At 70.0% G+C, this 26,128-nt stretch carries 27 protein-coding genes and 2 pseudogenes; 18 read left to right on the forward strand and 11 right to left on the reverse strand.

The window, feature by feature from the left end; translation table 11 throughout:
- The first annotated feature begins 118 nt into the window (after positions 1-118).
- Genes DAT35_RS59490 through tmk form a run of 3 tightly spaced genes read left to right on the forward strand, consistent with a single transcriptional unit; the run spans position 119 to position 2,731 of the window.
- On the forward strand, positions 119-289 hold the full coding sequence (locus tag DAT35_RS59490; protein WP_158502142.1) for a hypothetical protein: 171 nt from the start codon (positions 119-121) through the stop codon (positions 287-289).
- Positions 290-304: 15 nt separating this feature from the next.
- Entirely contained in the window at positions 305-1,018 is a 714-nt protein-coding gene (locus DAT35_RS44700) for a VTC domain-containing protein (RefSeq protein WP_108075437.1), read from the forward strand.
- A 6-nt stretch (positions 1,019-1,024) separates the two neighbouring features.
- The gene (gene tmk, locus DAT35_RS44705; protein WP_108075438.1) at positions 1,025-2,731 is read left to right on the forward strand and encodes a dTMP kinase; all 1,707 of its coding nucleotides are present in this window, start codon (positions 1,025-1,027) and stop codon (positions 2,729-2,731) included.
- Between the two features lie 244 nt (positions 2,732-2,975).
- On the opposite strand, the gene DAT35_RS44710 is transcribed toward tmk, so the two are convergent.
- The 4 genes from DAT35_RS44710 to DAT35_RS44725 form a co-directional block, all read right to left on the reverse strand.
- Entirely contained in the window at positions 2,976-3,695 is a 720-nt protein-coding gene (locus DAT35_RS44710; protein WP_108075439.1) for a double-CXXCG motif protein, read from the reverse strand.
- Positions 3,696-3,817: 122 nt separating this feature from the next.
- The gene (locus DAT35_RS44715; protein ID WP_108075440.1) at positions 3,818-4,288 is read right to left on the reverse strand and encodes an NUDIX hydrolase; all 471 of its coding nucleotides are present in this window, start codon (positions 4,286-4,288) and stop codon (positions 3,818-3,820) included.
- 22 nt (positions 4,289-4,310) lie between these two features.
- Positions 4,311-4,781 carry an NUDIX hydrolase gene (locus DAT35_RS44720; protein WP_108075441.1) on the reverse strand — a complete coding sequence of 157 codons (471 nt, stop codon included), beginning with the start codon at positions 4,779-4,781 and terminating at the stop codon, positions 4,311-4,313.
- Positions 4,778-6,307, reverse strand: a complete 1,530-nt coding sequence (locus DAT35_RS44725) for a DUF2380 domain-containing protein (protein WP_369946334.1) — start codon at positions 6,305-6,307, stop codon at positions 4,778-4,780. Before DAT35_RS44725 ends, DAT35_RS44720 begins: the two co-directional genes overlap by 4 nt.
- 253 nt (positions 6,308-6,560) lie before the next feature.
- Here DAT35_RS44725 and DAT35_RS44730 point away from each other — a divergent pair, with 253 nt between their 5' ends.
- The 8 genes from DAT35_RS44730 to DAT35_RS44765 all read left to right on the forward strand — a co-directional run bounded on the left by DAT35_RS44730 (position 6,561) and on the right by DAT35_RS44765 (position 13,999).
- Positions 6,561-6,740 (forward strand): hypothetical protein, encoded by a 180-nt coding sequence (locus DAT35_RS44730; protein WP_108075443.1) that lies wholly within the window; start codon positions 6,561-6,563, stop codon positions 6,738-6,740.
- Positions 6,741-6,890: 150 nt separating this feature from the next.
- Positions 6,891-6,995, forward strand: coding sequence for an MYXO-CTERM sorting domain-containing protein (locus DAT35_RS62530; protein ID WP_108075444.1), 105 nt, complete (start codon positions 6,891-6,893; stop codon positions 6,993-6,995).
- A 140-nt stretch (positions 6,996-7,135) separates the two neighbouring features.
- On the forward strand, positions 7,136-8,536 hold the full coding sequence (locus DAT35_RS44740) for an RsmB/NOP family class I SAM-dependent RNA methyltransferase (RefSeq protein ID WP_108075445.1): 1,401 nt from the start codon (positions 7,136-7,138) through the stop codon (positions 8,534-8,536).
- 68 nt (positions 8,537-8,604) lie between these two features.
- The gene (locus DAT35_RS44745) at positions 8,605-10,371 is read left to right on the forward strand and encodes a M61 family metallopeptidase (protein ID WP_108075446.1); all 1,767 of its coding nucleotides are present in this window, start codon (positions 8,605-8,607) and stop codon (positions 10,369-10,371) included.
- A 186-nt stretch (positions 10,372-10,557) separates the two neighbouring features.
- Positions 10,558-12,015: a DUF4013 domain-containing protein gene (locus DAT35_RS44750; RefSeq protein ID WP_108075447.1), complete on the forward strand. Its 1,458-nt coding sequence runs from the start codon at positions 10,558-10,560 to the stop codon at positions 12,013-12,015.
- A gap of 44 nt (positions 12,016-12,059) precedes the next feature.
- Positions 12,060-12,440, forward strand: coding sequence for a carboxypeptidase-like regulatory domain-containing protein (locus tag DAT35_RS44755; RefSeq protein ID WP_233262078.1), 381 nt, complete (start codon positions 12,060-12,062; stop codon positions 12,438-12,440).
- 72 nt (positions 12,441-12,512) lie between these two features.
- On the forward strand, positions 12,513-13,373 hold the full coding sequence (locus DAT35_RS44760; protein WP_108075448.1) for a ribonuclease HII: 861 nt from the start codon (positions 12,513-12,515) through the stop codon (positions 13,371-13,373).
- Entirely contained in the window at positions 13,370-13,999 is a 630-nt protein-coding gene (locus tag DAT35_RS44765) for a hypothetical protein (protein ID WP_108075449.1), read from the forward strand. The genes DAT35_RS44760 and DAT35_RS44765 overlap by 4 nt, the downstream gene beginning before the upstream one ends.
- A 31-nt stretch (positions 14,000-14,030) precedes the next feature.
- Here the strand turns inward: DAT35_RS44765 and DAT35_RS44770 are convergent, their stop codons facing one another.
- The gene (locus DAT35_RS44770) at positions 14,031-14,699 is read right to left on the reverse strand and encodes a hypothetical protein (RefSeq protein WP_108075450.1); all 669 of its coding nucleotides are present in this window, start codon (positions 14,697-14,699) and stop codon (positions 14,031-14,033) included.
- Between the two features lie 145 nt (positions 14,700-14,844).
- Here DAT35_RS44770 and DAT35_RS60210 point away from each other — a divergent pair.
- From DAT35_RS60210 to DAT35_RS44785, 3 genes and pseudogenes are all read left to right on the forward strand, one after another.
- Positions 14,845-15,045: pseudogene (locus tag DAT35_RS60210) on the forward strand (hypothetical protein); the annotation flags it as partial.
- Positions 15,035-16,576 (forward strand): DUF2380 domain-containing protein, encoded by a 1,542-nt coding sequence (locus tag DAT35_RS44780; RefSeq protein ID WP_108075452.1) that lies wholly within the window; start codon positions 15,035-15,037, stop codon positions 16,574-16,576. The pseudogene DAT35_RS60210 and the gene DAT35_RS44780, both read left to right, overlap by 11 nt.
- On the forward strand, positions 16,573-17,043 hold the full coding sequence (locus DAT35_RS44785) for an NUDIX hydrolase (RefSeq protein ID WP_108075453.1): 471 nt from the start codon (positions 16,573-16,575) through the stop codon (positions 17,041-17,043). Before DAT35_RS44780 ends, DAT35_RS44785 begins: the two co-directional genes overlap by 4 nt.
- A gap of 129 nt (positions 17,044-17,172) precedes the next feature.
- Here the strand turns inward: DAT35_RS44785 and DAT35_RS44790 are convergent, their stop codons facing one another.
- On the reverse strand, positions 17,173-17,682 hold the full coding sequence (locus DAT35_RS44790; RefSeq protein WP_233262079.1) for a hypothetical protein: 510 nt from the start codon (positions 17,680-17,682) through the stop codon (positions 17,173-17,175).
- 74 nt (positions 17,683-17,756) lie between these two features.
- On the opposite strand from DAT35_RS44790, the gene DAT35_RS44795 reads away from it, so the two are divergent.
- The 3 genes from DAT35_RS44795 (at position 17,757) to DAT35_RS44805 (ending at position 20,238) form a co-directional block, all read left to right on the forward strand.
- A complete protein-coding gene (locus DAT35_RS44795) occupies positions 17,757-18,179 on the forward strand; it encodes an NUDIX hydrolase (RefSeq protein ID WP_108075455.1) in 423 nt (140 codons plus the stop codon).
- Between the two features lie 15 nt (positions 18,180-18,194).
- Positions 18,195-19,469: an RIP metalloprotease gene (locus DAT35_RS44800; RefSeq protein ID WP_108075456.1), complete on the forward strand. Its 1,275-nt coding sequence runs from the start codon at positions 18,195-18,197 to the stop codon at positions 19,467-19,469.
- Between the two features lie 103 nt (positions 19,470-19,572).
- The gene (locus DAT35_RS44805; RefSeq protein WP_199243189.1) at positions 19,573-20,238 is read left to right on the forward strand and encodes a hypothetical protein; all 666 of its coding nucleotides are present in this window, start codon (positions 19,573-19,575) and stop codon (positions 20,236-20,238) included.
- 9 nt (positions 20,239-20,247) lie between these two features.
- On the opposite strand, the gene DAT35_RS62225 is transcribed toward DAT35_RS44805, so the two are convergent.
- From DAT35_RS62225 to DAT35_RS44830, 5 genes are all read right to left on the reverse strand, one after another.
- Complete coding sequence (locus DAT35_RS62225; RefSeq protein ID WP_108075457.1) at positions 20,248-20,916, reverse strand: molybdenum cofactor biosynthesis protein MoaE; 669 nt, start codon at positions 20,914-20,916, stop codon at positions 20,248-20,250.
- A 10-nt stretch (positions 20,917-20,926) separates the two neighbouring features.
- A complete protein-coding gene (locus tag DAT35_RS44815) occupies positions 20,927-22,771 on the reverse strand; it encodes a PKD domain-containing protein (protein WP_108075458.1) in 1,845 nt (614 codons plus the stop codon).
- Between the two features lie 7 nt (positions 22,772-22,778).
- Positions 22,779-23,516, reverse strand: coding sequence for an MXAN_2562 family outer membrane beta-barrel protein (locus tag DAT35_RS44820; RefSeq protein WP_108075459.1), 738 nt, complete (start codon positions 23,514-23,516; stop codon positions 22,779-22,781).
- Complete coding sequence (locus tag DAT35_RS44825; protein ID WP_108075460.1) at positions 23,513-24,406, reverse strand: MXAN_2561 family MXYO-CTERM-anchored protein; 894 nt, start codon at positions 24,404-24,406, stop codon at positions 23,513-23,515. Before DAT35_RS44825 ends, DAT35_RS44820 begins: the two co-directional genes overlap by 4 nt.
- A 128-nt stretch (positions 24,407-24,534) precedes the next feature.
- Positions 24,535-25,563, reverse strand: a complete 1,029-nt coding sequence (locus DAT35_RS44830) for an aspartate-semialdehyde dehydrogenase (RefSeq protein WP_108075461.1) — start codon at positions 25,561-25,563, stop codon at positions 24,535-24,537.
- Positions 25,564-25,761: 198 nt separating this feature from the next.
- Here DAT35_RS44830 and DAT35_RS44835 point away from each other — a divergent pair.
- Positions 25,762-26,128 (forward strand): annotated as a pseudogene (locus DAT35_RS44835) (hypothetical protein); the annotation flags it as partial.

Below are 26,128 nucleotides of genomic sequence, written 5' to 3' on the forward strand. Positions count from 1 at the left end.
GACGACCCGGGGGCGATGGCTTTCGGACGGCGGGGCCTGACGACTGTCCGCCCTCGAACGCCCTCCTTTCGGGCACCCCGGTTGCACTCCCCCGTGAGGATCGGGCGGGGAGGAGTGCATGGCCGAGGGGCGATGGGGTGACAAGGGACGACGGGGGCTCCTCGCCACGGAGGTCTTCGAGGGCACCCGCACCGACGTCAAGGCCCAGCTCCAGACCGAGCACGCGCTGCGCCCTGGCGACGAGGCCGCGGGCTTCGAGTACTCGCGGCAGCTCGCCATGCGCTTCTAGGAACGGAGACCGACCATGCTCCAGTTCGCGGAAGGAGAAGTCACCCGGCTGCGCCGGGAGTTCAAGCGGGTGATGGAGATGGACGAGGCCATGGCCCTCTGCGCGAGGCTCTCCGCGTCGCTGGGTGGCTACCTGTCCCCTCCCACGCGCATCACCTCCGTCTACTTCGACAAGCCGGGCTACCCGCTGGCCCGGCGCGCCGTGAGCACCCCGCGGGACTGTCTCAAGGTGCGCACCAAGGAGTACTCGCCGGACATAGGGGCCGGCGGCGTGCAGCGCGTGGTGCTGGAGGTGAAGCGCGAACGCCATGGCCTCACCCAGAAGCGCCGGGTGTGGGTGCCGCGCGCGCAGCTCGCCCACGTACTGCGGGGCGGCGTGCGCCTGCTGCCACTCATCGCCGGAGGCAGCCTGCTTCCGGTGCTGGCGGTGACGTACCGGCGGCACGTGTACCAGTGCTCGCAGACCTGGCGGGTGACGGTGGACCGGGACATCGGCTTCCACCGCGTGACGCCGGAACTGGCGCTCGGAGCGATGACGCTGAGCGCGGAGCGGTTGGGCGAGCCGCTGGCCCTGGACGGGCAGGTGGTGGTGGAGGTGAAGCACCTGGGGGAGGAGTTGCCCGAGTGGCTCGCGGCCCTCAACCCCGGGTGCAGGCCGGCGTACAGCAAGTTCGCCGAGGGGATGGCCAGGGTCCACGACTTCGTCGCGGACGGGATTGTGGGGGGTTGAGCAACCGTGTTCATCGACTTCGAAGGCATTGACGGCAGCGGCAAGACGACCCTGTCCAACCTCCTGGCGCAGCGGCTGAGGCGGCTCGGCTACCGGGTGACGCACGCGCGCGAGGGCGGGGAGCTGCGCTCGCCCATCGCCCGGCGCATCCGCGAGCTCACCCGCGACCCGGCACTGCTGGAGATGTCGCCGCGCACCGAGTTCTTCCTCAACCTCGCCCGCGACGCGCAGCAATTGGAGGAGGTCATCGCCCCCGCCCTGGCGCGCGGCGAGGTGTGCATCAGCGATCGCTACCTCTACTCGCAACTGGCCCTCAGTGGCGGCGGGCGCGGGCTGCCCGGAGCATCGCTCGAGCCGGCGTGCGAGCTGGCCTCGCAGGGGCTGTGGCCGGACCTCGTCATCCTGGTGGACGTGGAGCCGGACCTGGCCCGGCTGCGCAAGCGGCTGGGGAAGAGCCGGGGCGAGCGGACCTCGGACCCGGACAGCCGCAAGGGGCTGGCCGGAGCGGGCCTGGCGGCGCGGATGCGAGAGGCCTTCCTCGGCCTGGCGCGCAAGGACCCGGCGCACTGGCTCGTCATCGAGAACAACGACCAGCCCCTGCGCGTGCTGGAGCAGCGCATCGTGGAGGCGGTGGTGGCTCGGCTGGAGGGACGCGAGCTGCCAGCGCAGCGGATCACCCCGCCGCACGACACACCGGAGTGGGAACCGGCGACGGTGGACGACGTGGAGGAGCACTTCTTCCGCATGCTGGACAACCTGGAGGTGCGCGAGCCCCAGCTCTCGGTGTGGCTGCTGGGCGGCATCCCCGGCTTCGCCGCGCACCAGCGGCGGTTGGGCTTCGTGGAGCGCTTCCCGGGCCTCACCGTGCGCAGCCTCTCCGGCCTGGACGACGAGCCGGCCTGGGCCCTGCGCGAGCTGCTGGCGGAGGTGGTGCCCCAGGACGTGGCCTCGAGCCTCGGCTCCACCCAGGCGCCCCCGGCCATGGCCCTGCGCGAGCGCCTCTACACGTACGCGCCCGCGGAGGTGCTCTCCAGCCTCAAGCGCAACGGCTCGCCCGAGGCCTGGGCCCTGCGCGAGCACGCCCTGCGCGAAGGACGCCTGAGCGAGGTGCTCTGCGGGTTGGCCGAGGTGGACGATGAGCCGGCCTGGGCGGCGCGGGAGCTGGGCGTGCGGCGCGGGCTGTACACGAATGTGGCGCACAGCCTCACCGGCCTGGACTCGGCGCGGGCGGACGCCTTGCGCGAGAGCCTGCTCGCCCACGACAGGCTGGCGGTGCTGCGCAGCATCCACGGCCTGGACACCCCCTTCGCGCGGGAGCTGCGCCTGGCCCTGGAAGACAAGGCCCTGAAGCTGGTGCTGCGCTCACTGGCCGGGCTCACCACCGACGAGTCCTTCGCCCTGCGCGAGCGCGGCGCTCCGCTGACGAAGGAGGCGCTCGACTCGCTGGACGGGCTGGATGACCCGCGTGCATGGCGGCTGCGCGAGGCCTTCCTGACGCGCTGGCCCGCCACGGCGGTGTCCTCGCTGGAGGGCCTGCCCTTGACGGAGCGGGCCGAGACCCTCGTGCTGCACGCGCTGAAGCGGACCTCCAGCCGCCTGCCGGTGCTGCGCAATGCCTACCGCATCGTCGCCACCGCGCACGCGGCCGTGCTCCCCTCGGAGCGCACGGCTTGGCGCGGCTCGGTGGACGAGACCTCCCGGCCTGCGCTCTGAGCGAGGAGAAGACCATGGAGCGGGACTCACCCAGGATATGACGCCCGGGACGTCCCTCCAGGACTGAATGAAACCCTCACCACCGAGGCAGGGACATTTACCCATGCCATCCGCCAGAAGCGCGTGCGCAAAAACAAGACAGAACCGGCGCGCACGTACTGGCTGGTGCCTGGCATTGGCAAGGTGAAGGAGATTGGTGAGCGGACCGAGGAGTTCATCTCCTACGACGTGAAGAAGCCCTGAGTCAGACACCCTTCGTGGGCAAGGGGCGGAAGGTCACGCCATCCAATCCCAGGCGCTGGCAAGCGTCGACGAAAGGCTCGGTGCAGACAATCACGGTGGAGAAGTCCCGCAGCCGGAAGACATCCAGGTTGCTGGGAAGGGTGGTGGCGTCCAGAACGAGGTCATGAGGCAGGATGAGACCCAGGCGGCCGCACCGAGTACAGGGAGGCTTGCGACCCGGTGGTAGACAATCCGGGTGTGCACAGCCGACGGGGAGCAGCTCCAGCTCGAGCAGTTCGGGGGAGGCTCGCTGGCGGAAGCGCAGTTGCGTCCGACAGCCCTTGAGACCTCGTAGCCCCTCTGCCTGGAGCTTCTCGAGCGCCTCACGCCGCACCAGCAACCACCAGGGATAGGGGGAGACGAGAGACCCGAAGCGTCCCTGGGCGCTGCCCACGAGCGGACCCATGCCCGAGCCCGGGTCCAGCACGGCTCCAGGAGGCAGCAGCGGACGGACCAGCTCCCGCAGTCTCTCGTATTCCTCGGCGGGCTCGGGTCGGGCCTTCTCGAAGTCGCCCAGGGCGACCACCGGCGTCAGGTCCACCGAGGGATACGCCTTGGAACCTCCACTCCAGGTGGCTTTGCAGGCAGGACAGATGATGCCGGGCAGCCCCCACTTGTGCGAGGCATCAACGTCGCCCGTGTACCCCGCCGACCCGTCTCTCTCGACAGTGAAGTAGTGCATGAGAGTACGCCTCGACTCAGGTCTTCTCGCACTTCATAGCGAGCAGTACCAGCGCCGCGAGCCTGACCCGCCCGAACCCTGTCTCGTCAGGCGGAACGCTCCCCTGAACGGATAGAGAAGATTCAAACTTCTTCGTCGGGCAGGAGCGTGCGCAGCAGTTCGTCGTCGGGGCCTAGAGGGCGCCAGCCCGGTGGCGGCGGCGAGGCGAGGAGCGCACCGCCAGCCCTCCTTACACGCTCCTTATGCGTTTCTGGGGTGTCGGCGGTCCACGCGCCAAGCGCCAAGGCAACCTCTCCACGATTTGCATCGTCCAGCACAGCCGGCCAGCCGTCAGGGAGGCTCTCTGCAAATTCGCGCACGAGAACATCACGCACAAAGCGTGTAACCCGATGGCTTCGCTCCGCCTCTGCAAGCAACCCTCTGAACACCTGCACCCCGACGACGTCGTCCTTGCCAAGCTCCTCGGCCAGCAAATACAGCGGAACGGCGGGGCGCGCCTCAGCAAAGGCAGTCAACGAGTCGTAACCCCTCTCGCGCACCCGCTCATACAGGCGCGCCACCCAGTTGCCCTCCCAGGCACGTCCGTCGGTCATCGCTTTCTCCAGGAGTGAAAGTTCAGACTTCCTCGTCAGGAAGGAGCGTGCGCAGCAGTTCGTCGTCGGGGCCTAGAGGGCGCCAGCCCGGTGGCGGCGGCGAGGCGAGGAGCGCATCGCCGGCTTTGTCGGCGCGCTCCTTATGGGTTTCAGGGGTATAGGCAAACCAGCGGCCGATTGCCTTGGCAACCTTGAAGCGGTTGGTGTCGTCCAGCACGGCCGGCCAGCCATCAGGGAGGCTCTGGGACAACATACGCACGAGCACATCACGCACAAAGCGTGTGACTTGCTTGCGCTGCTCCGCCTCGGCGAGCAACCCGCTCAACACTTGCACCCCTGCGATATCATCCGGACCAAGATCCTCGGCCAGCGCCACCAGCGAGGCGGTGGGGCGCGCCTCGGCGAAGGCGGTGAGCGAATCGTAGCCACGCGCACGGACTCGCTCATACAGGCGCCCCTTCCAGTTGCCCTCCCAGGAACGGTCCTTGCTCATCTTCCTCTCCAAGAGGTGAAGTTCATCGGGATTTTGTACTCCTTCATATTCTCCGCAACGATGTCCAGGACCTCATTTCGCGTCAGCATCCGGCCCGCCTTGGACTCGGCTTTGCGCAGCGCCTCCATGATCATCCGGTTCCATTCGCCCGGCCATATGCGGCCCAGCTTCCAGTCGCCGCCGCCGTGAATGGCCTCGTGGTGCGCCCGCTCCATCTCGACGCAGAACCGGTCGATGTCCATCTCCCCGGTGAAGCCGCGCTTCTCGAACCACTCGCGGAACTCTTTGGGCATGACGTGGTGCTTCGGTGGCTCGGCCATGCCGGCTCCCGCTCGGCCCGTCACCCGCATGCCCCGCACCTCGGGCCCATCTCCCAGCGCCTCGCGCACGCCCTGCGGCAGTTCGCCGTGTGCCTGCGCAAGCATCACTTGTCCTGCCTGAATCCGGACTGCGGCGCTGACGACGGGGAGCGAGAGGACGCCGGCCCGCACCAGCTGGCGCACCATCTCCACCCACTCGGCGGACACGACAATCCGCGTGCCCATCATCACGCCGTTGCCACCCACCGAGAGGCCAATGCCAAGCAGGGCGGGAGCGGACGGTGGCACCGAGGGCAGCGAGAACTTCAGCGCCCAGAGCATGGTGAGCGCCTCGATGGAATCCTTGAGCAGCAGCACCTTCGCGACGTTTTCCTCCCCCTTGCGCACGGTCTCGATGGTCGTGGCCAATTCGCTCGTGAGGTGGCCTACCAGCGCGGGGAGGTCTTGCGCTGCGGCCTCCACCTGCCCGGGCTCCAGGGAGGAGAGTGCCGTCACGGAGGGCTCGAGCATCTCCCGCCAGCGGTCCATGTCCATGAACAGATACTCCACGCCATAAAAGGACTGTTTGAGCACGACGTCGGCGAGGTGGAGGAGGTCGAGCCAGACGGCGAGCAGGAGCGAGCCCATCATGGCGGCCTCGAGCCGTGGGCCCGCGAGGCGAAGCAGGGCGAGCTGCATGTCCGGGTCCTCCACCTCCGAGGCGGCGTTGGTCAGCCGGGTGGCGGCAGCGAGCTGGGCGTCAATCCACCGCAGTTGACCTTCGCCATAATCGATATAGCGGACGAAGACCCCCGTTCCTCCGGCAACACCTCGCCCACTGGCCTTGAGTCTGGAGAGCTCGCCGGAGATGCGGCGGGTGGAGCTGGACACGTCGAGAACGGCACTGCGAAATGCCAGCTGGGCCGCGAGGGCGCTCTGTCGCGTATCTCTCTCCGTGCTGTCCGGGCCCGCCGCCGTCACCTCCTCCCGGGAGGCCCGGCGCCGGTGCAGCCGCTGCGGTGTCTCGGGCTCAGGCGGGGCGAGAAGGTCCGGAGCCTCGACACCAGGCCCCGCCGCCGATATGGACGGGACGGGCTCGCGCGGCGTGTAACGCAGACTCATCCCCCGGTCAGGTGGTGGCGTTAGCGACACGCAGCCGGTGGACAGCAGGGCCAGGGCGAGCAGCAGGCTCGCCTGCCGGGTCCGGGGCGAGTCAGTGCGCATCATCCACCCCCAGGCCCACGGAGGCGACGGCGCCCGGCCGCAGCGCGCCTACACCTTCCGGAAACAGCAGAGAGCGGAGCAGTAGCATCAGCAGCGTGGACGTCATCAGCGCCTCCGATGGATGACGCCCATTCTATCGAGCGGCCCTGAGCAAACCCGGACAGACTGGACAGCGCGGGCGCACCACCTGACGGCCCCTCGCTCCCCCGCCGCCTGGCAGGTGGGAGACCGCACGAAACTGGATGGATGTCCAACGGTGGATGGTTGCTCTCCTGGTCCGAGTGGCTCGGACAGGAGACACCATGCACCGACTGTATTCCCTCGCCGCCAGCACCGCGCCCTGGAAGACCTGGATGTCGCGCTGGAGGAGGGCACCCTCACCACCCAGGTGCTGACGCCCTCGGGCAAGGTGATGGACCGATTCACCCTCACCTAAGGAACTCCCTCCGCTCTCGACGCCGCCCGGCACGTCCAAGCCCACGCCCTCGTCGGGCACCGGCCAGCCCGGGACGCCCCAGCCCCCTCCCCTCCGAGCCCCAGCTCCGAGGACACCGGACTGACTCCGGGTGCGAACCCACCGGACGACGTGGGCCCGAACACCCCCGGCTGCTCGGCTGGCCCGGCCATGGCGCTCCTTCCCGCGGGCGCGTGGCTGCTCGCCGCGACCCTGCGCCGCCGTCGCCGCCGCTAGCCGGAAGGCCGAGAACGAGGGGCGCGAGCGCCCTGGAAACGGGGCGGAGCGCCTCCACCCTTGTCATTGAGCGCCCGGGATGCGATTCGCCTGCTGCCGACAGGAGTACGGGCCCGCTTCCCGGGCCCCCGGAGCCTTTCATGAAGAAGAACCCCCGTCCGCCCGCTCGGGCCCCCCAGACCCGCCGTGAGCCGCCCGCCTCCGAGGCCGCCCGCGCGAGCCGCCCGCTGCGTGAGGACCTCGTCCTCCAGGCTAGCCTCGAGGCCTATGGCTTCGTCCGCCACGAGGGCCGCCTGGCCGACCGGGCCCTGGATTTCACTCTCCGTCACAAGCGCAACCTCTACTCCAACGAGCGCCGGGCCGTGGCCGAGCGCGTGTATGCCCTGCTGCGCCGTCAGCGCACGGTGGACTTCCTGCTCGAGCGCGCCCACCGCGGCTTCTCCCGCCTGGACAAGACGCGTCAGGACGTGCTGCGCCTGGCCGCCTCGCGCATCCTCCACGGCGAGCCCGCGGACGGGGTGGCGCGCACCTCGGCGCTGACGGGCCAGGACGCGGACGCGCTCGCCTCGCTCCCCACCGCCGCCCGAGCCCTGGAGGCCCTCCCTCCGGAGAAGCGCTTCCCCATCGCCGCCTCGCTGCCGGACTTCCTCGCCGCGCGCTTCCGCGAGGTGTTCGGCGCGGACGCCGAGCGCGCCGCCGAGGCCATGAATGAGCGGGCCCCCCTCACCGCCCGCATCAACGGCTTCAAAGGCAGCCGCGAGCAGCTGCGCGCCCTGCTGGAGCAGGAGGGCGTGAACGTGACCCCCACCCTGCTCTCGCCGCTCGGGCTCATCCTGGACACGCGCACCAACGCCTTCTCGCTGAACGCCTTCCGCGACGGCTGGTTCGAGCTGCAGGACGAGGGCAGCCAGCTGCTCGGCATGCTGGTGGACGCGCCGCCCACGCGGGTGGTGGACGCCTGCGCGGGCGCGGGCGGCAAGACGCTGCAGCTCGCCGTGCAGATGAAGAACCGGGGCGACCTGCACGCGCTGGACGTGGACGAGGGCCGCATCGACGAGCTGCGCAAGCGCGCACGCCGGGCCGGTGTGCACAACGTGCGCACCCAGGTCATCCCCGCCGAGGGCCCCGAGGCGGACGCGGCGCTCGAGCCCCTGAAGGGCAAGGCGGACCGGGTGCTGGTGGACGCGCCGTGCAGCGGCACGGGCACCTTCCGGCGCAAGCCGGACGCGCGCTACCGCCTCACGCCCGAGATGATTCAAGACCACGTGGCGCGGCAGAAGCGGCTGCTGGAGCGCTTCTCGCAGATGGTGAAGCCGGGAGGCCGGCTCATCTACGGCACGTGCAGTGTGCTCCGCGAGGAGAACGAGGCCGTGGTGGAGGACTTCCTCGCCCGGCACCCGGACTACTCGGTGAGGCCGGTGGCGGAGGAGCTCGGGCCGGAGCTGGGCGCGAAGCTGGGCGCGGGCCCCTACCTGCGGCTCGCCCCGCACCTGCATGGGACGGATGGTTTCTTCGGGGCCATCCTCGTGCGCGCGAAGTAGCCTCCCCGGGGGCGGCCCCCACCGCCCCGTAGGACGATGTCACCCTCGCCCCTATTGGAGGGCTCGGAATGCCGGAAGCAGTCCACTATCGAGTCTCGATGCTCCGTCCGCACTCGCACCTCTTCGAGGTGGAGGCGACCTTTCCCGCGGGTCCGGACGTGCTCGAGGCCGTGCTGCCGGTGTGGACGCCGGGCAGCTACCTCGTGCGCGAGTTCGCGCGGCAGGTGCAGGACGTGAGCGCCGCGGGCCCGGAAGGCGAGCCCCTCGCGGTGCAGCGGGTGGACAAGCGCACCTGGCGCGTCCGGGGCCAGGGGCGTGCGGTGACGCTGCGCTACCGCGCCTACGCCAACGAGCTCACCGTGCGCACCAGCCACCTGGATGGGAGCCACGGCTACTTCAACGGCGCCACCCTCTTCCTCTACACCGAGCCCACGCGCGGCCTGGAGCACCACGTCACCGTGCAGGCGCCTCCGGGCTGGAAGTCCTTCACCGCGCTGGAGCGCCGGGGCGAGGCCTTCGTCGCGAAGGACTACGACGAGCTGGTGGACAGCCCCTTCGAGGTGGGACCTCACACGCCGCTCACCTTCACCGCCGCGAACGTGCCGCACGAGGTGGTGGTGTGGGGGGACGCGGTGCCGGACGCGGGCAGGCTGTGCTCGGACCTGCAGCGCATCTGCGAGGCGCAGGCGAAGCTGTTCGGCGGCCTGCCCCTGGAGCGCTACGTCTTCTTCGTCTACCTCACGGACAAGGGCCGCGGAGGGCTGGAGCACAAGGCGTCCACGTCGCTCCTCTTCCCGCGCACGGGGTTGCAGAACTCGCGAGGCTGGGAGGACTTCCTCACCCTGGCGGCCCACGAGTACTTCCACCTGTGGAACGTCAAGCGGGTGAAGCCGAAGGCGCTCGTCCCCTTCGACTATGCCCAGGAGAACTACACCTCGCTCCTGTGGGCCTTCGAGGGGGCCACGTCCTACTACGACAACCTCTTCGTGCTGCGCGCGGGGCTGATGGGCGCGAGCCGCTACCTCACGCGCCTGGGCGAGACGCTCTCCACGCTGCACGCCACGCCGGGCCGCAAGGCGCAGACGCTGGCCGAGGCCTCCCTGGTGAGCTGGGTGAAGCACTACCGCCCGGACGAGCACTCGCCCAACAGCTCCATCTCCTATTACCTCAAGGGCGAGGTGGTGGCCGCGCTGCTCGACCTGGAAATCCGCCGAGCCACGGGCGACGCGCGGGGCCTGGACGATCTGATGCGCCTCTTGTGGAAGCGCTACGGCGACGAGTCCGGCGTGCCCGAGGAAGGTGTGGAGGCGGCGGCCTCGGAGGTGGCGGGAAAGGACCTGAGCGCCTTCTTCGACCGGGCGGTGCGCTCCACGGAGGAGCTGGACTACTCCGTCCTCTCGCACGTGGGCCTGGAGGCGCGCTTCCGTCCGCGCGAGTCCGCGAGTGACAAGGGAGGCTCGCCCCCGCCGCGAGGCAAGAACGACAGCAGGCCGAGGGGCTGGCTGGGCGTCACCACCAAGGGGAGCGCCACCATCGCCACGGTGCTGGAGGGCTCGCCCGCGCAGGAGGCGGGGCTGTACGTGGATGACGAGCTCGTGGCGCTCGACGGCTGGCGGGTGGACGCGGCGGGGCTGCTGTCACGCGGCGAGGACAAGTCCCCCGGGGACACGGTCCGCCTCACGGTGTTCCGCCGGGACAGGTTGGTGGAGGTACCGGTGACGCTCGGCCAGAAGCCCGCGGATGCGGTGTGGCTCGCCCGCGTGGACAAACCCACCGACGCGCAGAAGGCCGCATACCAGGCCTGGCTGGGCGCCCCGTGGGAAGAGTCTGGCTGATCAGCGGATCGAGTCTGGCGGCATCGGAGTCTTCGGAGGGTTCTGATGGCTCTTCGCCCGGAGTGTGCGCATGCATTCCGATGCGAATTCTAGACGAAGGAGCCCTCCCCTCCACCCGCTCCGCGCCCCTCCACCCGGTACACCCCCGCCAACCGACCAGCTAGGCTCCCGCGCCAGAGGAGCCGCATGCCACCGAGACCGCTCGCCCGATGCAAACGCCACCCCGCCGCCGCCGCGGGCTGGCGCTGTGATGGCTGTGGGGCCTCGCTCTGTCCGGAGTGCGTAGAGGCGCGGCGGATGCACACGGTGGATCTGCTCGTCTGCCGCCTGTGTGGTGGCCGGGCCGAGACCCTCATCGTCCACCGCTCCGAGCAGGCCTCCTACGCCGACCGGCTGGGCCAGGTGTGGCGCTACCCCTTCACCCGCCATGGCCTGATGGTGGCGGCGGGACTCGGGGCGATGCTGGCCTTCGTCGGCTTCATGACGCGGGTCACCTTCATCGCGGCGCGGCTGGTTCCCGCGGCGATCGGCGCCGGCATCTTCTGGGGCAGCTTCTTCGCCATCATGCGCTCCAGTGTGCGCGGCGAGACCGAGGTGCCCATGCCGGACTACGGCGACATCTTCGAGGACTGGCTCGCCCCGGCCCTGCGAGGCCTGCTGGCCACCAGCGTGGTGTGGATGACCCTGCTGCTCTACCTCGTGCTCGCCGGCGGCTGGGACGTGCTCCAGTACATGGATCGCCTGCTGAATGATCCCATGTTCTACATGACCGGCAGGTTCCACTCGATTCCGGGAGAGACGCTCCTGGGAGATCCCCTCGCGTGGCTGCTGGGGCTCGCCAGCCTCGCCTACCTGCCCATGGCCCTGATGATGGCGGTGACGAGCAACAGCCTGCTCGACATCTTCAACCCGTTGAAGGCCGTGCACGGCATGCGGCGCATGGGCAAGGACTACGCGCTGGCCCTGGGCGCCCTGCTCACCCTGGGCCTCGTCTACTCCGTCGTCCACCTCGTCAGCTCCAGCCTGCGCGAGGTGGCCTTCGACGTCGTCGTGTCGCGCTGGCTCGCCCAGGTGCTCGAGTGTCTGGTGTTCTTCGTGATGGCGCGCGTGCTCGGGCTGCTCCTCTACACGCGGGGAGATGCCCTCGGCTACGGAGCCCCGGGCGAGTACTTCACCCCCGTGCTGCCGGACGCGGCGCCGAGCACCTCGCTGCGCGTGGACCCCCAGGCCCGGGAGCCGGCCATGGAGGACGCGGCCGCCGCGAACGCCCCCACGCCCGAGGCCCGGGTGCAGGCGCTCTCCGCGGCGGTGCAGGCCCGCGACATCCCCCAGGCGCTCGCGCTCTACTCCGAGCTGGGCTTCCTACCGAAATCCGCCATCGGCCCGGCCGTGCACCTCTTCGTCGGACAGGCCGCGGCCGCCCAGGGTGACTATGCGCTGGCCGTGCGCGCGCTGGAGTCCGCCGCGGACGTGGCCCCGGATGATCCCCTCGCGCCGAAGGCCCTCGTGCTCCTGGCCCGGGTGCTCGGCGAGCGCATGCAGGAAGCGGCGCGGGCCCTGGACGTCTACCGTTACATCGTCGACCGGTACCCGGATACGGACGCCTCGCGCTTCGCCCAGGCCCGCCTTCCGCCCACCACCTGACATCCGGCGTTGCCGCGCGGCACGGCCGTGCGCAATCCCTCCCCATGCTCCGGGCACGCCATCTGCTGCTCCTCCTGGGTCTCGCGCCGCTCGCCGCCTGTGATGGGGGCCTGCGAGTGCACCAACAGGAGGACTCCTGCGCCTACCTCGTCACGCTGCGGGTGGAGGTGGTGGACGCTGCGGGCACCGCCGTTCGCGACGCCACCGTCACGGCCACCAACGTGGGGACGGGACACACCATCACCAGCATCACGGGGGAGCGCGGCGTCACCACGGCGGTGAACGAGGACATTGGAGAGGGCACGGTCCGGTTGACGGCCACCGCCGGCTCCAAGGTGAGCGCCCCCTCCGAGGTGACCTGGACGTGCGACGGGTGCCATTGCCACCCCGAGCCGGACGAAGTGAAGCTCCAGTTGCATCCGTAGCCCCCCTCCGAGCGGCTGATTCCTGAATCGACGTTTGTCGGGCGCGCCCCGACTCGCTAGGTTGAGGACGTCATGTCGAGTGTGGAAGACCTCCTCCTGTGTTCCCTGACGGAGCTGACCGAGCGCTTCGTCACCCAGACCCGCCCCGTCCCGGCGGGACTCCTGGAGGCGCTGGAGGCGGATCCACGCCGGGGAGCGAAGACGCTCGCGCGCCGGATCCGTGGCCGCCAGGGAAAGAACCGCGCCGAGGGCCAGCGCCTGCGCCACCTGCTGCGCTTCGAGACCGAGCTGTGGGAGCAGGGCCATACCCATATCGCCGGGGTGGACGAGGCAGGCAGGGGCCCGCTCGCCGGCCCGGTGGTGGCGGCGGCGGCCATCCTGCCCAAGGGGTGGAAGCTCGAGGGGCTGGACGACTCGAAGAAGATCGCCGACGAGGAGCGCCGCGACGAGCTGGCCGAGGCCATCAAACTCGGGGCGGTGGCGTGGGCGGTGGGCCAGGCAGACGCGGAAGAAATCGATCGGCTCAACATCCGCCGGGCGAGCCTGCTGGCCATGCACCGAGCGGTGCAGGCGCTGGGCATCCAACCGGACTACGTGCTGCTGGATGCCTTCACGATTCCCGAGTGCACGCTGCCCCAGCGCGGCATCATCAAGGGAGACGCGCTCTCGCTGAGCATCGCCGCGGCGTCGGTGCTGGCGAAGACGACGAGGGACAGGCTGATGCGGGAGTTGGACGCACAGTATCCGGGCTACGGCCTCGCCGAGCACAAGGGCTACCCCACGGCCTCGCACGTGCAGGCCATCCGGGAGAAGGGCGTGCTGCCCATCCATCGCCGCAGTTTCGCGCCGGTGCGGGAGGCCCTCGGGGCCACCGGGCCGGCACCATCCGGGCCCGTCCAAGGCGAGCTCTTCACGGGGAGCGGGCAACGGTGAGCGCGGACAAGGACATCGACGGTTGGTTCGCCGAGCGGGGCATCACCCTGCCCGACTCACGTGCCCGAGCCCGCGCCGCGCTGGAGGAGGTGGGGCTCACCAGCTCGCGCAAGGTGCGCATCAGCGAGGCGAAGCTGCCACGGGCCGAGCAGGTGCTGGCCGAGCGCTTCTACCGGGTATGCGCCGCGTCCGAGTGCCAGCAGGTGGCGAGGGCGAGCGGGAAGGAGGCGCTGCTGGTGGAGCCGAGAAGCCACTGCGAGCACTGCGGGGGCTCGAACAACCGGCGCGCGGAGGTGGCCTTCCTGGAGACGTGCCAGAGGCGGGGGGTGCGCCGGGTGGTGGTGGTGGGAGGCTCGCCCGCGGTGCGCGAGGAGTTGGAGAACAAGCTGGGCGGCCGCATCGAGCTGCGCATGGTGGACGGCACCGAGCGGCGCACGGCGGGCAAGGCGCAGAGCGACCTGGAGTGGGGAGACCTGGTGCTCGTCTGGGGCGCCACGGAGCTGCACCACAAGGTGAGCAGCCATTACACACAGCCTGGCACGCCACACCGTCACAAGGTGGTGCACGTGGCCCGGAGAGGCGTGGCCGCACTGCTCGAGGCGGGCATTTCACACCTGGAGCGCTGAGGGGCGATGCCCGTTACGCCGGGAGCACCCCTCACACCTGGGAGCCCATCACCCTGGCAGCCCAGCGCCGCGTCTCGTCGTCCACGTTCTTCATCAACGAATCAAAACGCCCCGCGCGCATCAACTCCACCAACCGCTCGTCCCGTGCGAGGATTTCGGTTACGTGCCAGGGAAACAGAAGGTCCGTTCTTCCCGACTCCTGGTAGCGCGGCTCCGCGACCAGGGCTTCCAGATAGCGCGCGTAGCTATCGAAGAACCGGTCCACGTTCGATGCTATCGGCATGACTTTGGGCTCGTACTCATAGGTATCCACATACACCACGGGCTGCCTTCCCCACCCATCCGCGAGACCGGGCACAGTTGCATAGGCACAGGCCATTGCCATCTCACCACCAAAAACAATCACGGACTCCCCCAGTTGCTCCCAGTAATTCTCCCGCCACCACTTGGCCTTTTCCTCCAGCCTATGAACCTGATCATCGGAGCGGGTGAGCACCCAACACATCACCTCCGTAGCGAAAGCTGCGTGCCCCAGGCGAGCATAGACGCTCGCCAGGACCGGGTCGAGAGGAACACCCTCCAACAGGCTCCCGGCCTTCAATGGTTCGCGTGCGGGCGGCGAGGTTTCCAGCCCCAGATTCAATCGCTGGCATACTTCCATCAACCGCTCCAAACCGGGTAGCGCCATGGACTCCTCCATCGTCTTCTCCCTTCTATTCGAAACCAGGAGTCGGCTCCGCAACTCGCGGAATGCGACATCCGCACGGTGGCCCCTGGGAGGTGACATGGCGGCGGTTGTACTCGGTGGCCTCGGTAGAGTGGGCCCTGCGGCTGTGTGGGCTGGTGGGGTTGGGGCTGGACGCCGTGCGCCGTCTGGTCAACCCGGGGCACGCTACATGGGCGGCGCCGAGGTGCGCTGGCGCCTCTTCGGCGGGCGCACATATGCGCTGGGCACGGGCGGCACGCTGCTGTTTCCGGAAGGGGTGGACACGCTGCGGCCGGGGGCCTTCGCCTCCGTGGGCCTGGGGGTGGACAATGCGCGCTGACTCGCCCCGGGCCTTGTGGACGGGCCCACTGCTCGCCCTGGCGCTGCTGTCCACCGGCTGTGCCTCGCTGACGCCACCTCCCGCCGAGAGGACGAGCCTGCGCTACGCACCGCGCGAGACCGCGGGCCCCACCTCAGTCCAGGGACAAGACGGCGCCTCGCCGCGTGCTCCCGGCTCCACACTGCCCTCACCTTCCGTGTCCACTGCACCTGAGCGGCTGCACCGGCGCCGGGCCTCCCGCGTAGAGGTGACGGCGGTGGGCCCGGACAGCGCGGAAAGGGAGGCGAGGCAGGGGACCCTCGCGGCGCAACTGGCGCTTCACGGGGCCCTGCGCGAGGTGTCCGGCGCCACCCACCGCATCTCCGCCGAGCTCGCTCGGCTCAAGGCCAGTGGGAGAGGACTCTCGGGCAAACATGCCGGCCTCTTCGTGCGCTTCATCGACTTCGGCACCGAGCAGGTACGGTGGATGGACGCCCAGCTCGCTGCCGCCACGCGCCTTGCCGACGCCGCCTCGGAGGTGGACGACCCGGACATGCAACTCGCCCTGCTGAGCATGGCGGGCCCCCGGCTGGAAACTGCCATGCTCGGCTCGCTCCTGCTCGCCGCCTGGCTCGACTGCCTGCACCTCGTGGACGCCCTGCTCGACCAATCCCTCTACAGCGTGGAGAGAATGCACCGCGACCTGTTGGACTGGCAGGGGATGCTCGATCCCCCAATGCGGGCACTCTCCTCGCTGGAGCCGGACCAGGTGGAGGCCGCGGCGCAAGACGCCCCCTCCCTGGTGGGCCACCTCTCGGACACGCTCGCCGCCACAGTTACCAACGTGCGCAAGGGGGTGGAGCTCACCGGGAAGGTGCTGGTGCTCAGAGACATCCTCCTGTCGCTTCCCCTGGCACTGGAAGCGCCCCTGCTGGCGTCCGAGGCACTGTCAGCCCCAGCTCTGCTCGGCACGGGCCTGACGGTGGGTGGCGGCGGAGTGATGATGGGCACGCGCCTTGTCGTCTCCACCGAGTGGGTGGAGATGATGCGGCAGTTGGTGCGCGCGGGCGTCCTCTCCCTGCCCGCCGTCTGCACCGCCGTGCGGATTCACGCGGGCGGGGTGATGCTGACGCAGGCGCATGGCGAGCTGCCACAAGGCGTGCGCGAGGCGCTCGGGGACGGGCCCGAGGTGCGGACCATGCGCGTGACGGGTAAGACGGGGGCGGGCATGGCCAGGCCGCCCCGGCACCACGTCATGCCCGAAGAGTTCCGCGAGTGGTTCGAGAGGCGCGGCTTCACGGGCGAGATGGACATTAACGAGTTTTGCGTCGAGTTGGAGGAGGCACATCACCAAGCCATCCACGGCGGTGGCAACTGGAAGCTGGGTCGCACATGGCCGGGCGAATGGAATCGGATGGTAATGAAGGCGCTGTATGATGCCGAAACCAGGGCTGGCCGTATGTTGACGCGCAATGCGATCCTGCGAATTGTCGCAAAAAACATGAAGCGCTACAGGATCCCGATGAATTTCGTCCCGTGGAGAGGGCCATGAGCGACGGACGTGCCTGGCAGGGCAACATCAAGACGCGCCTTTATGAGCGAGTGCGCGAGCACGGCTACGACTCGCTCACTGCCTTCGCCGAGGCGCGTCCCACCGCATCGCTCGTGGAACTGGCGGACGAGCTTGGCCCCGATGACCTCGCGGCGGTGCAGGTGTTCAGCGGGTTGGTTGCCGAGGCAGAGCGAAGCGGCGAGGTCACGCGCTTGGTGCGCGGGCAGCTCGTGCGCGAACTGACCGAAGCACTCCCAGACGGCTGGCCGGCCGTGATGGACGACGAAGCCCGTTTCGCTGTCGCCGAGGCGCTCGGCCTTTGGTCTGCCTACACCCCTGAAACTCATGAAGAGCGGGTCAGGAAGGCCGGCGATGCGCTCCTCGCCACCCCCCCGCCGTCCGGCTGGCGTCCGCTCGGTCCCGACGACGAGTTGCTGCTCACGCTTCTGCCTGACGAGGAAGTCTGAACCTCCCCCGCCTCTCCCCAAGAGCGTGACGACAGACGTGACAGGGGGCTCGGGCTCACGCCGTCCACGACGAGGCCACGCCCCTCAACCACCGAGGCCTACTCCTCCCAGGAGCCTCGCGAGCCCCCCTCAAAGCCCGGAGGCACAAGGGGCGTTGTCCTGGACGGCTTGGTACCGGACCCACAACTGGCAGGCGCACGAGGCCTGCTGGAATCGCGGCTCGTAACGCACGCTCAGCACGCCATCGAACTCCGTGGCGCATTGTGTGATGGCATCCAGATGCATCGACACCTGGTCCACGATGCACTCGGTGCCGTCCTTCGCGGTGAGCGAAGCGTTGGGCACGCTGCCATCCATCGAGAAGGCGTCGTCGTCTTCCGAGCTCCCATCGAGGAAGCGTCCCACGAGCAGTGCGTCCATCAGCCCGTAGCGCATGCGGACCACCTCTCCGGAGATGTAGAGCTCTCCGGGCCAGAGATTCGCGGGCGAGGGCAGCAGGCCGCAGTCGTCGCGCAGCACCTCCACGACCTTGAACTCGTAGGGGCCCTCGTTCTGGATGTAGGCGCGGGTGCAGCCCACGCCGAGCGAGAGGGCCAGGACGGACAGCAGGAGCGGGCGGAACAGTCGGAGAGCGTCCACGGGGCGCAGGCTAGCGCAGCCGGAGCGTCTCCGCAGGAGGCAACGGCGGGGCCAGCGGTTAGACTGGCCCTCCCATGGCTCCGTACAAGAACCCCATCCCCACCGTGGACTGCATCATCGAGCTGCCAGGGGAGCGCGTCGTGCTCATCCGCCGCAAGAACCCTCCCCTGGGCTGGGCTCTGCCCGGAGGCTTCGTGGACGAGGGCGAGCGGCTGGACCTGGCCGCCCGGCGCGAGGCGAAGGAGGAGACGGGCCTGGACGTGGAGTTGGAGGAGCAGTTCTTCACCTACTCGGACCCGAGCCGCGACCCGCGCAAGCACACCCTCTCCACCGTCTACATCGGCCGGGCGACGGGCGAGCCGGTGGGCTCGGACGACGCCGCCGAGGCGCGGGCCTTCCCGGTGGATGCCCTGCCCCGCGAGCTGTGTTTCGACCACGGCACCATCCTCGCCGACTACCTGACCTACAAGCGGACCGGGCAGCGGCGGAAGCTCTGAGGCGAACGCACCCGGATGTACTACCTCCCCCTCCTTCTCGCTCTCGGACTGCTCGTGGCGCTGCACGAGCTGGGGCACCTCGTGGCCGCCCGCCTGCTGGGCGTGCGAGTCACCCGCTACACGCTCGGCTTCGGGCCGGCCGTCTTCACCTGGCGGCTCGGGGGAACGGACTACGTGCTCGGGGCCGTGCCACTGGGGGGCTCGGCCCGCATCCACGGGATGAACCCCCATGAGCCGGGGTTGGACCCCGCGGACCCGACGAGCTTCTCGGCGCAGCGCCCGTGGAAGCGGATGCTCGTGCTGATGGCGGGGCCGCTGGCCAACGGGCTGTTCGCGCTGGGCATCCTCGTCGCGCTCTACACCTCGGGCACGCACGTGGTGGTGCCGCTCACCGTGGGCACCATCACTCCCGGCTCCGAGGCGGCACGAGCCCAGCTCCTGCCCGGGGATCGGATCGTCAGCGTGGACGGCACGCCGCTGGCGAGCTGGGCCGAGTTCGTGGAGCTCGTCGCCCAGCGTCCGGGCCGCGAGCTGAAGCTGGGCGTCGAGCGCGAAGGAGAGCCCCGCGAGGTGACGGTGCGCCCCCGTCCGGACGAGCGGGGCGCGGGCCGCATCGGCGTGAGCCAGCAGTACGTGTACCGCACCCACGGCCCGGGCCAGGCGCTGCTGCAGGCGCTGGCGCACTCGGGGAACCTGGTGATCGAGGGCACGAAGATGCTCGGCCGCATGCTCCAGGGGAAACAGGGCGTCGTCCTGAACAACCCGGTGGGAGTGGTGAAGCAGTCCTCGGGCGCGGCGGGCAGTGGCCTGGGAGCCTTCCTGCGCGTGCTGGTGAGCCTCTCGGTGGCGCTCGCCTTCTTCCACCTGCTGCCGCTGCCTTCGCTGGATGGGGGACGGATGCTCTTCGTCCTCTTCGAGTCGGTGAGCGGCCGCAAGGTGCCGACTCGAGTGGAGACGCTGGTGCACGCGGTGGGCTTCCTCGCGCTGCTGGCGGTGGTGCTGACCGTGGCGCTCGCGGACCTGCGCCAGCACCTGGGCCGCGCCGACACCTCGGCCCAGGACTCGCGTGAGCCCGGAGACAACCCCCTCTCGCTCTGGGAGCGGGGCGGAATGGGTGCCTCCCCTTCCCCTGCCCTGCCCGATGGCGGCCTGCCCGATGGCGGCCCCCTCGTCACGCCCGTGGCCGCCACGCCCGACGCGGGCATCACGAAACACCCGGCGGCCTCCACCGAAGCCACGAGCCCACCGGATGGCGGACAGCTCCTGACGACGGACAGGCCCGGCGAGTGAGCGCCCACGCCCGTCCAGACGCCGGGCACCCGAGCAGCCGGCGAGTGCATCCGGGACGACGCATCCGCGCCAGAAGAAGGCGCCAAGGGGGAGGGAACGCCCTATGCTCCCGCGCGCCATGAGGACCGAGGCGAAGAACGACGGCTTGTTCTGTGAGCTCTACTGGGGCACCACCCTCAACGAGGCCCGTGGCTTCGGGCCCGAGCAGACGCGCGTGCTCGCGGCACCGGACGAGACGGTGTCCTTCCCCCTCTACGGCTTCACCCTGCCGGAGGAGCCCTTCCTGCTCGCCGAGCGCACCGAGCACGGCTACCGCGTCTTCATCCCTCCAGCGGCGCGCGTCGAGCGCAGCCGGCGCGGGGATGCCTTCCGCCCGGTGCCCGACTCGGAGCTGCAGCGGACCGGGGAGCGCGCCTGGCTCGAGCTCACGCAGGACGACACGCTGCGCATTCGCGAGGGAGAGCTCGCCCTGCAACTGGCGCCCTCCGTCGCGGGCAAGCGCACGTCGGGCCTGGGGCTGCGCGACTTCGGCTGGCTGGTGGTGGTCTCCGCGCTCTTCCTCAGCCTGCCGGTGGGCTTCCTCATCGCGGGGCCCACGTCCGAGCGGATGGCCGAGTCCAACGCCCGCGCCATCGCCGCCGCGAAGGAGCGCGAGCAGGCCGAGCGCAAGCGGCTCGGGGTGGACAAGCCCGCGCACCCCATCACCGAGAACGCCGCGCCGTCCGACGGGGGCACGAAGGTATTGCCCGCCAACCTCGGCGTGCACTGAGGCCCGGGCTCAGGGCCCCAGACCCACCCACACCTGACCGTCCTCGAAGAACTCCTTCTTCCAGATGGGGACGTCCTGCTTGAGCCGCTCGATGGCGTGCTCGCACGCGAGGAACGCCTCCTTGCGGTGCGGCGCGGCGGCGGCGATGACCACGGCCAGCTCGCCCGGCTGCAGTGTCCCCACCCGGTGCACGATGGCCAGCCGCGTCCCGCCGAAGCGCTCGGCCACCTCGGCTCCTATCTCCGCCAGCTTCTTCTCCGCCATGGGCGGATAGGCCTCGTACTCCAACCGCACCACTCGCCGGCCCCGCGTCTGGTTGCGCACCGAGCCGGAGAAGGTGACGAGCCCTCCATAGGCCTCGCCCGCCACCGCCTCCACCACCTCCTCCAACCGCAGCGGCCGCTCCACCACGCGGAACAACCCACCGCTGCCTCCGGCCACCGGCGGAATGAGGGCCAGCTCCGCACCGGCGGGCACCTCTGCCTCCGCGCCGGAGAACTCCTGGTTCACCGCCACCCTCAGGTGCGGCAGGAGGGGCTCGAGCGCGGGGTGACGCGTGGCCAGCACGCGCAGCACATCCGCCACGCGAGCACCCGCGGGCAACTCCAGCGACTCGCGCGAGAGTCCCGCGCGCTCGCGCGCCGCGGCGAAATACAGGACGGTGATGGTGTCGGGCACGGAGTCTTCTTTAACGCGAGCGGAGCACGGTGCGCGCCCGGAAACGCCCGCCCCCCTGCTCGGGAGCGAAGTCGGCGAAGACGAGCTCGACGGGCGGGAGCTGATCCAACAGCGTGTCGACCAGGGAGCGGGCCACGGGGAGCTGCTGCGATGGCACGCCGGGCACCTCCTGGGGAGCGTCCAGCTCGGAGCGCAGGCGGCCCATGTCCACCATGGCGGAGAAGTGGCCCTGCTCGAAGGCCTGAGCACCAAAGCGCTCGCGCAGCTCCGCGCCCACATCCCCCTTGGGCCGAGCCTCCAACGACTCGCCTCCGTGCATCATCAGCCGATCCGCCGTGACGGTGAACTCCACCGGCTGCTCCATCGCCCGAGTGCGCAGGCGCGTGGCGTCCGGGCCCTTCACCACCTCGAAGGGCTGACCGCGAGCCTTGAGCCGGGCGGTGAGCCACTCCAGCACCGGCTCGGAGCGCACGAGGCCCGCCTGGAAGAGCAATGCGCCGCGCGGCTCCGGCCGGCGGCTGCCCTTCACGAAGTTGCGGTAGAAGGCCGCCGCGTCGAAGTAGGCCAGCAGCGTCAGGTCTCCCCGCAGCGCGCCCAGCAGTTGCTCCACGCCGGCCGCGTCGAGCCCCTCCTCTTGCAGACGATGCTGCGTGCGCTCGCGGCGCGCCGAGCCGGGCGCTCCGAAGACGAGCTTGGCCAGCTCCTCCGGCGGCATGGAGACCATGAGCGAGGCGATGGGACCCAGGGGCGCCTTGCCCAGCAGCTCCGAGCCGGGTGCGCTCCTGCCCTCGAAGAGCGACTTGTCCGAGGCCACCCAGCCCTCCAGGTCCAACCGGCGCTCCTCCGCCTTCAGCGCCGCCCAGATGCCGTGGATGCCGGACGAAGCGTCGTCGCCCTCGGGACGAGCGAAGAGGTGCAGGTTGCCCGCGCCCACCTTCGAGCGCAGCTCGGTGAGCAGCGGCAGCTCGGACAGGCCGGTGCCGCTCATGCCCGCGATGCGAGCGCGAACCGCCTCCAGGGCCGCCTCACCCGCCGGCTCCGTCCCGCCCGCCTGGGCCAGCACCTTCACCACCTGGCCACGCACCTCCCGGACGCCGTCCGACTCCACGATGTCCGGCACCACCAAGTAGAGGTAGCCACGGTCCAGGAAGAGCAGCATCGGCGCCCCATTCTCACGCCGGAGGTGGACGGTGCCATCGGGCTCGCGCCGCGCCACGGTGGCGCCACCGGACTCCAGCTCCTTCACCACCGCGTCCACGGCGGCCTGGGGATCCATCACGCCCAGCAGCGCCACGGTGCCCTCGAAGCCGGGCAGGGAGAAGAAGCCCATGCCCTCCTCGGGGTCCACCACGCGGGGCTGTCCGCGCAGCTCGCCGAGCACCAGCGACAGCAGCGGGGCCTCCTCCAACGTCTGGCGTGCCTGCGCCTCGCCCAGCAGCCGCGACACGAAGGCCACCAGCGGCTCCACGTTGCCGCGCAGCTGGGGGAAGAAGAGGGCCACCTCCGTGTCGGCGGGGAGGGCGCGCAGCACCGGCCGGGGCACCACCGTCACCGTGGCGCTGGCCAGTACCTCGTCCTTGTCCTTCGCCAGCGCGCGCACCGGGAAGGAGCCCGCGCGCTGGAAGGCGTGGGACACCCGCGCGCCCTGCTGGGGCGGCGAGCCGTCTCCGAAGTCCCACCTCACCACCGGTGCATCCCGGGCCTCGGAACCGAAGCCCACCGGAACACCGGCCTCCACGGTGCGATCTCCCCCCGCCTCGGGCTTCACCATCCGGCAGCCGGGACCCACGAGGGCCACGGCCACCAGGAACAAAGCTGTCAGGGCTCGAAGGGAGGCACGCACATGGGGTGTCATGTACGGCCTAGTAATCCAGCGCCAGACCGAACATCCAGTACGAGTCCGAGAGATTGAATCCCTTGCCGCCGAAGTTGTTCACTTTCGCGTAGGTGTACTCGGCGAAGAGATAGCTGTGGTTCACCCCGAGGTCCGAGTCGAAGTCACGCGCCAGCCGCGGCTCCAGGATGTCCAGCAGGAAGGACACGCCGGCCGTTACCTCCCAGCCCAGCTTGCCGCCCCTCCCCTTGCGCGTCACACCGTTCTGATCGACGAAGTTCTCGATGTTCCCGCCCTTGGTGATCCACCACGGCATGTAGACGAGGCCGGGCTTCACATAGGGCACCAACGGGATGCCCCACTGGAACGCGGGGTAGTCGAAGCGGTAGACGCCGCGCACGCGGATGGGCAACACGTGCAAGCCCGTGCGCTCCGGGCTCGGCCCTCCCCCCTCGGACTCGGGCAGCTGCGCGGCGCCGTACTTCTCCGCGTAGCCCAGCGACAGGCTCACGCCCGCGGTGCCGATGCCCTGGTAGAAGAAGCGCTGAAGCTCCCCCTCGAAGAGCAGCATGTTGCCCTGGAACACCTTCGCGAAGGGGTCTTCCGAGAGGGCCGCCTCGTCGCCGAACTTCGGCCGGTAGCCACCGATGCGGAACTCCGCGGAGCCACTGCGGGGCGACTGGTTGGGCACACCGGACACCTCTTGCGCCTCTCCGGGGAGCGCGGTGAGCAATACCGCGACGCCGAGGGCCACTGCTCGAGTCATGAACGATTTCTCCTTGAGGACAGCCAGAAACCCAGGACGGCCAGCACCGCGCCACCCACAACTCCTCCGCCCGCCGCGCCGCAGCCCCCCGTCTCCTCGCCTCCGGCGTCCGCGTACACCTCCAGGAAGCCCTTGGTCTTGATGGGGGTGGCTTCCTTGACCTCGGACGCGGCGCTCTTGTTGTCCGCCTCATCCAAAGCGAAGGCCACCAACTGGTACGTCACCCCGTTCTCCAGCCCCTCCACGCGGATGGAGCCCTTGCCCACGCGCTGCGTCACGGTCTTCACCACAGCGCCCTCCCGCTGCACCTCGAGCTCGATCTGGGAGGCCCCGTCCGGCGTGCTGACATTGGCCACCACGGCCTGATCCAGCCCGTCCGCGGAGGTGATGGTGGGCGCTGCCGGCGGCAGCGTGTCGTAGGCGATCGTCAACGGCGTCGACACCCGCGTCACCGTGGTGGCGCAGATCCCGAGGTAATCCTTCGTGATCCTCGCCGACGCGCACAGCCGCACCGTGGCGTCGATGCCCTGGGCGCCGCACGCCTGCCCCCCATCCGTCGTGGAGAAGATGGGCAGGTCCGACACATTGAAGCTGAGCGTGCCCGTCAGGTTCTGGGAGGTGATGGTGGAGGGAGAGAGGGACGGCAGCTCCTTCTTCGAGCCGGTCTGATCGCTCGCGCTGTCCTTGCAGGTGGTGTCGGTGGTGAGCCACATCTCCAGGTTCCCCGAACAGGGGGTAGCGGAGACCGTCCACTTGAAGGAGGCCTGACCGCCACACTGGGACGGGCCCACGGTCACGGTGGCCGTTCCGTTCGGGCTCTGGATCAGGATCGTCTGGCCAAAGGCCGCGGACGAACACAGCAGCACGGCGGCGATGAGAAGGGTGCGCATGGGCGGACTGGAGGGTAGCAAGCTTGAGGCCAGCGGAAACCTGGCCCCCTTCCCCTCGCCTCCGAGGGGAGGGACCCCCCCACTCCCGGTCAAATGGGCAGGGGCGGCCCGGGGGCCTTGCCAAATTGTCAGGCGGTGCGCTCGGCGAGCCGCAGACCAGCCTCCACGAGGTTGAGGGCGGCGCCCCGGTGGGCGTTGTCCACGGAGGCGAAGAGGGTGAGCCACTCGGGGGACTGGGGGAAGGAGCGCAGGCGGCCCACGTGGATGGTGGGGTCGGCGGTGACGAGGCTGGGCATGGGGTAGACCTTCTCCCCGGGTGAATCCAGCACCTTGAGTGCGGGCGAGCCCTTGAGGGCGGCGCGCGCCTGGTCCACCGAGGCGGGCTTCTTCAGACGCACCTGGAGGCTCAGCCCGTGGCCGTGGAAGGTGGGGACCTGCACGGCGGTGCCGGCCACCACGGGCACCTCGCCCTTGGAGGCGAAGAGGCGCGCGGACTCGAGCGTCCAGCCGGCCTCCTCCTCCGTCCAGGGCGAGTTGGCCATGAAGGGGCCCACCTGGGGCACCAGGTTGAAGCCCACGCGGTGGGGGAAGACGTGCGCCTCGGGCTCGCGGCCGGACAGGAGCGCCGCCGTCTGCTGCTCCAGCTCGCGCAGACCCGTCTGGCCCGCGGAGGACGCGCTCATGAGGGCCGTCACCTGCACCTGGGCCACGCCGAAGCCCTGGCGCAGCGGCTCGAGCAGGGTGGCGAGCGCGGTCGTCACCGCCGAGGGCAGGGCCACGATGCGGCCCTTGAAGGAGGCCTCGAGCAGCTCGGAGTTGAAGCCGGGGAGCACCAGGGGGACGTTGCCATCGGCGCGGAAGGCGGGGCTGACGTCCACCACCCAGGCCCCCGCGGCCTGGGCCGCCGGAGCGAGCGTGCGCGACACGTCCGCCGGCGTGGCGAACAGCACCAGGCCCTTGCCCCGGAAGTCCTCGGGCGTGGCCGCCTCCACCTCCAGGGTCTCCTCGCCGTACTCCAGCTCCTCGCGCTCGGAGCGCTCCGAGGCCAACACGGTGAGCTGCTCGGCGGGGACGCCCCGGTCGAAGAGGGCGGAGAGCACCTCGGTGCCCACCACGCCCGTGGCGCCCACCACGGCGATTTGCAGGTTCTCGTTCATGCCGGTCCCTTTACCCCAGCCCCCGGCACGAGTGGCATCACTCGTCGTCGGCGACGACGGAAGCTCACGCGGAGTTGACTCCAGGTCATGTAGGTCAAGACGCCACACCACTCGGAGCCGACGACGGAGTTCTCCGGAGCGTACGCCCACCTGGCGTGAGCAGTCATGTTACGCTGCGTCACCTGGGAGGTGGTGCGCATGAGCGAAGCCGGGGCGGCCGGGCCCGTGGACGAGCAGGAGCGGCAGCGGGTGTTGAGGCACTCGCGGATGCGGCAGCTACAGCACGACTCGCCAGAGGAGCACCTGCCCCAGGTGGGCATGGAGGTGGCCGGCTACCGGCTGGAGGCGAGGCTGGGCACCGGCGGCCAGGGCACCGTGTTCCGAGCCTGGCGCGAGGGGCGGCTGTTCGCGGTGAAGTTCATCTTCCTGCCGCGTGCTGCGCGCTGGGCCTGGCGCGAGCTGGACGTCATGGTGAAGCTGTGGCGCGCCGGGGGCCTGCCGCTGGAAGGACATGGCCTGTGGCCCGCCCGCGAGCCGCTCTTCCTCTTCCTCGTCACGCCCTTCG

Origin of the sequence: Vitiosangium sp. GDMCC 1.1324 (genome assembly GCF_003044305.1) — a bacterium.
GTDB lineage: Bacteria > Myxococcota > Myxococcia > Myxococcales > Myxococcaceae > Archangium.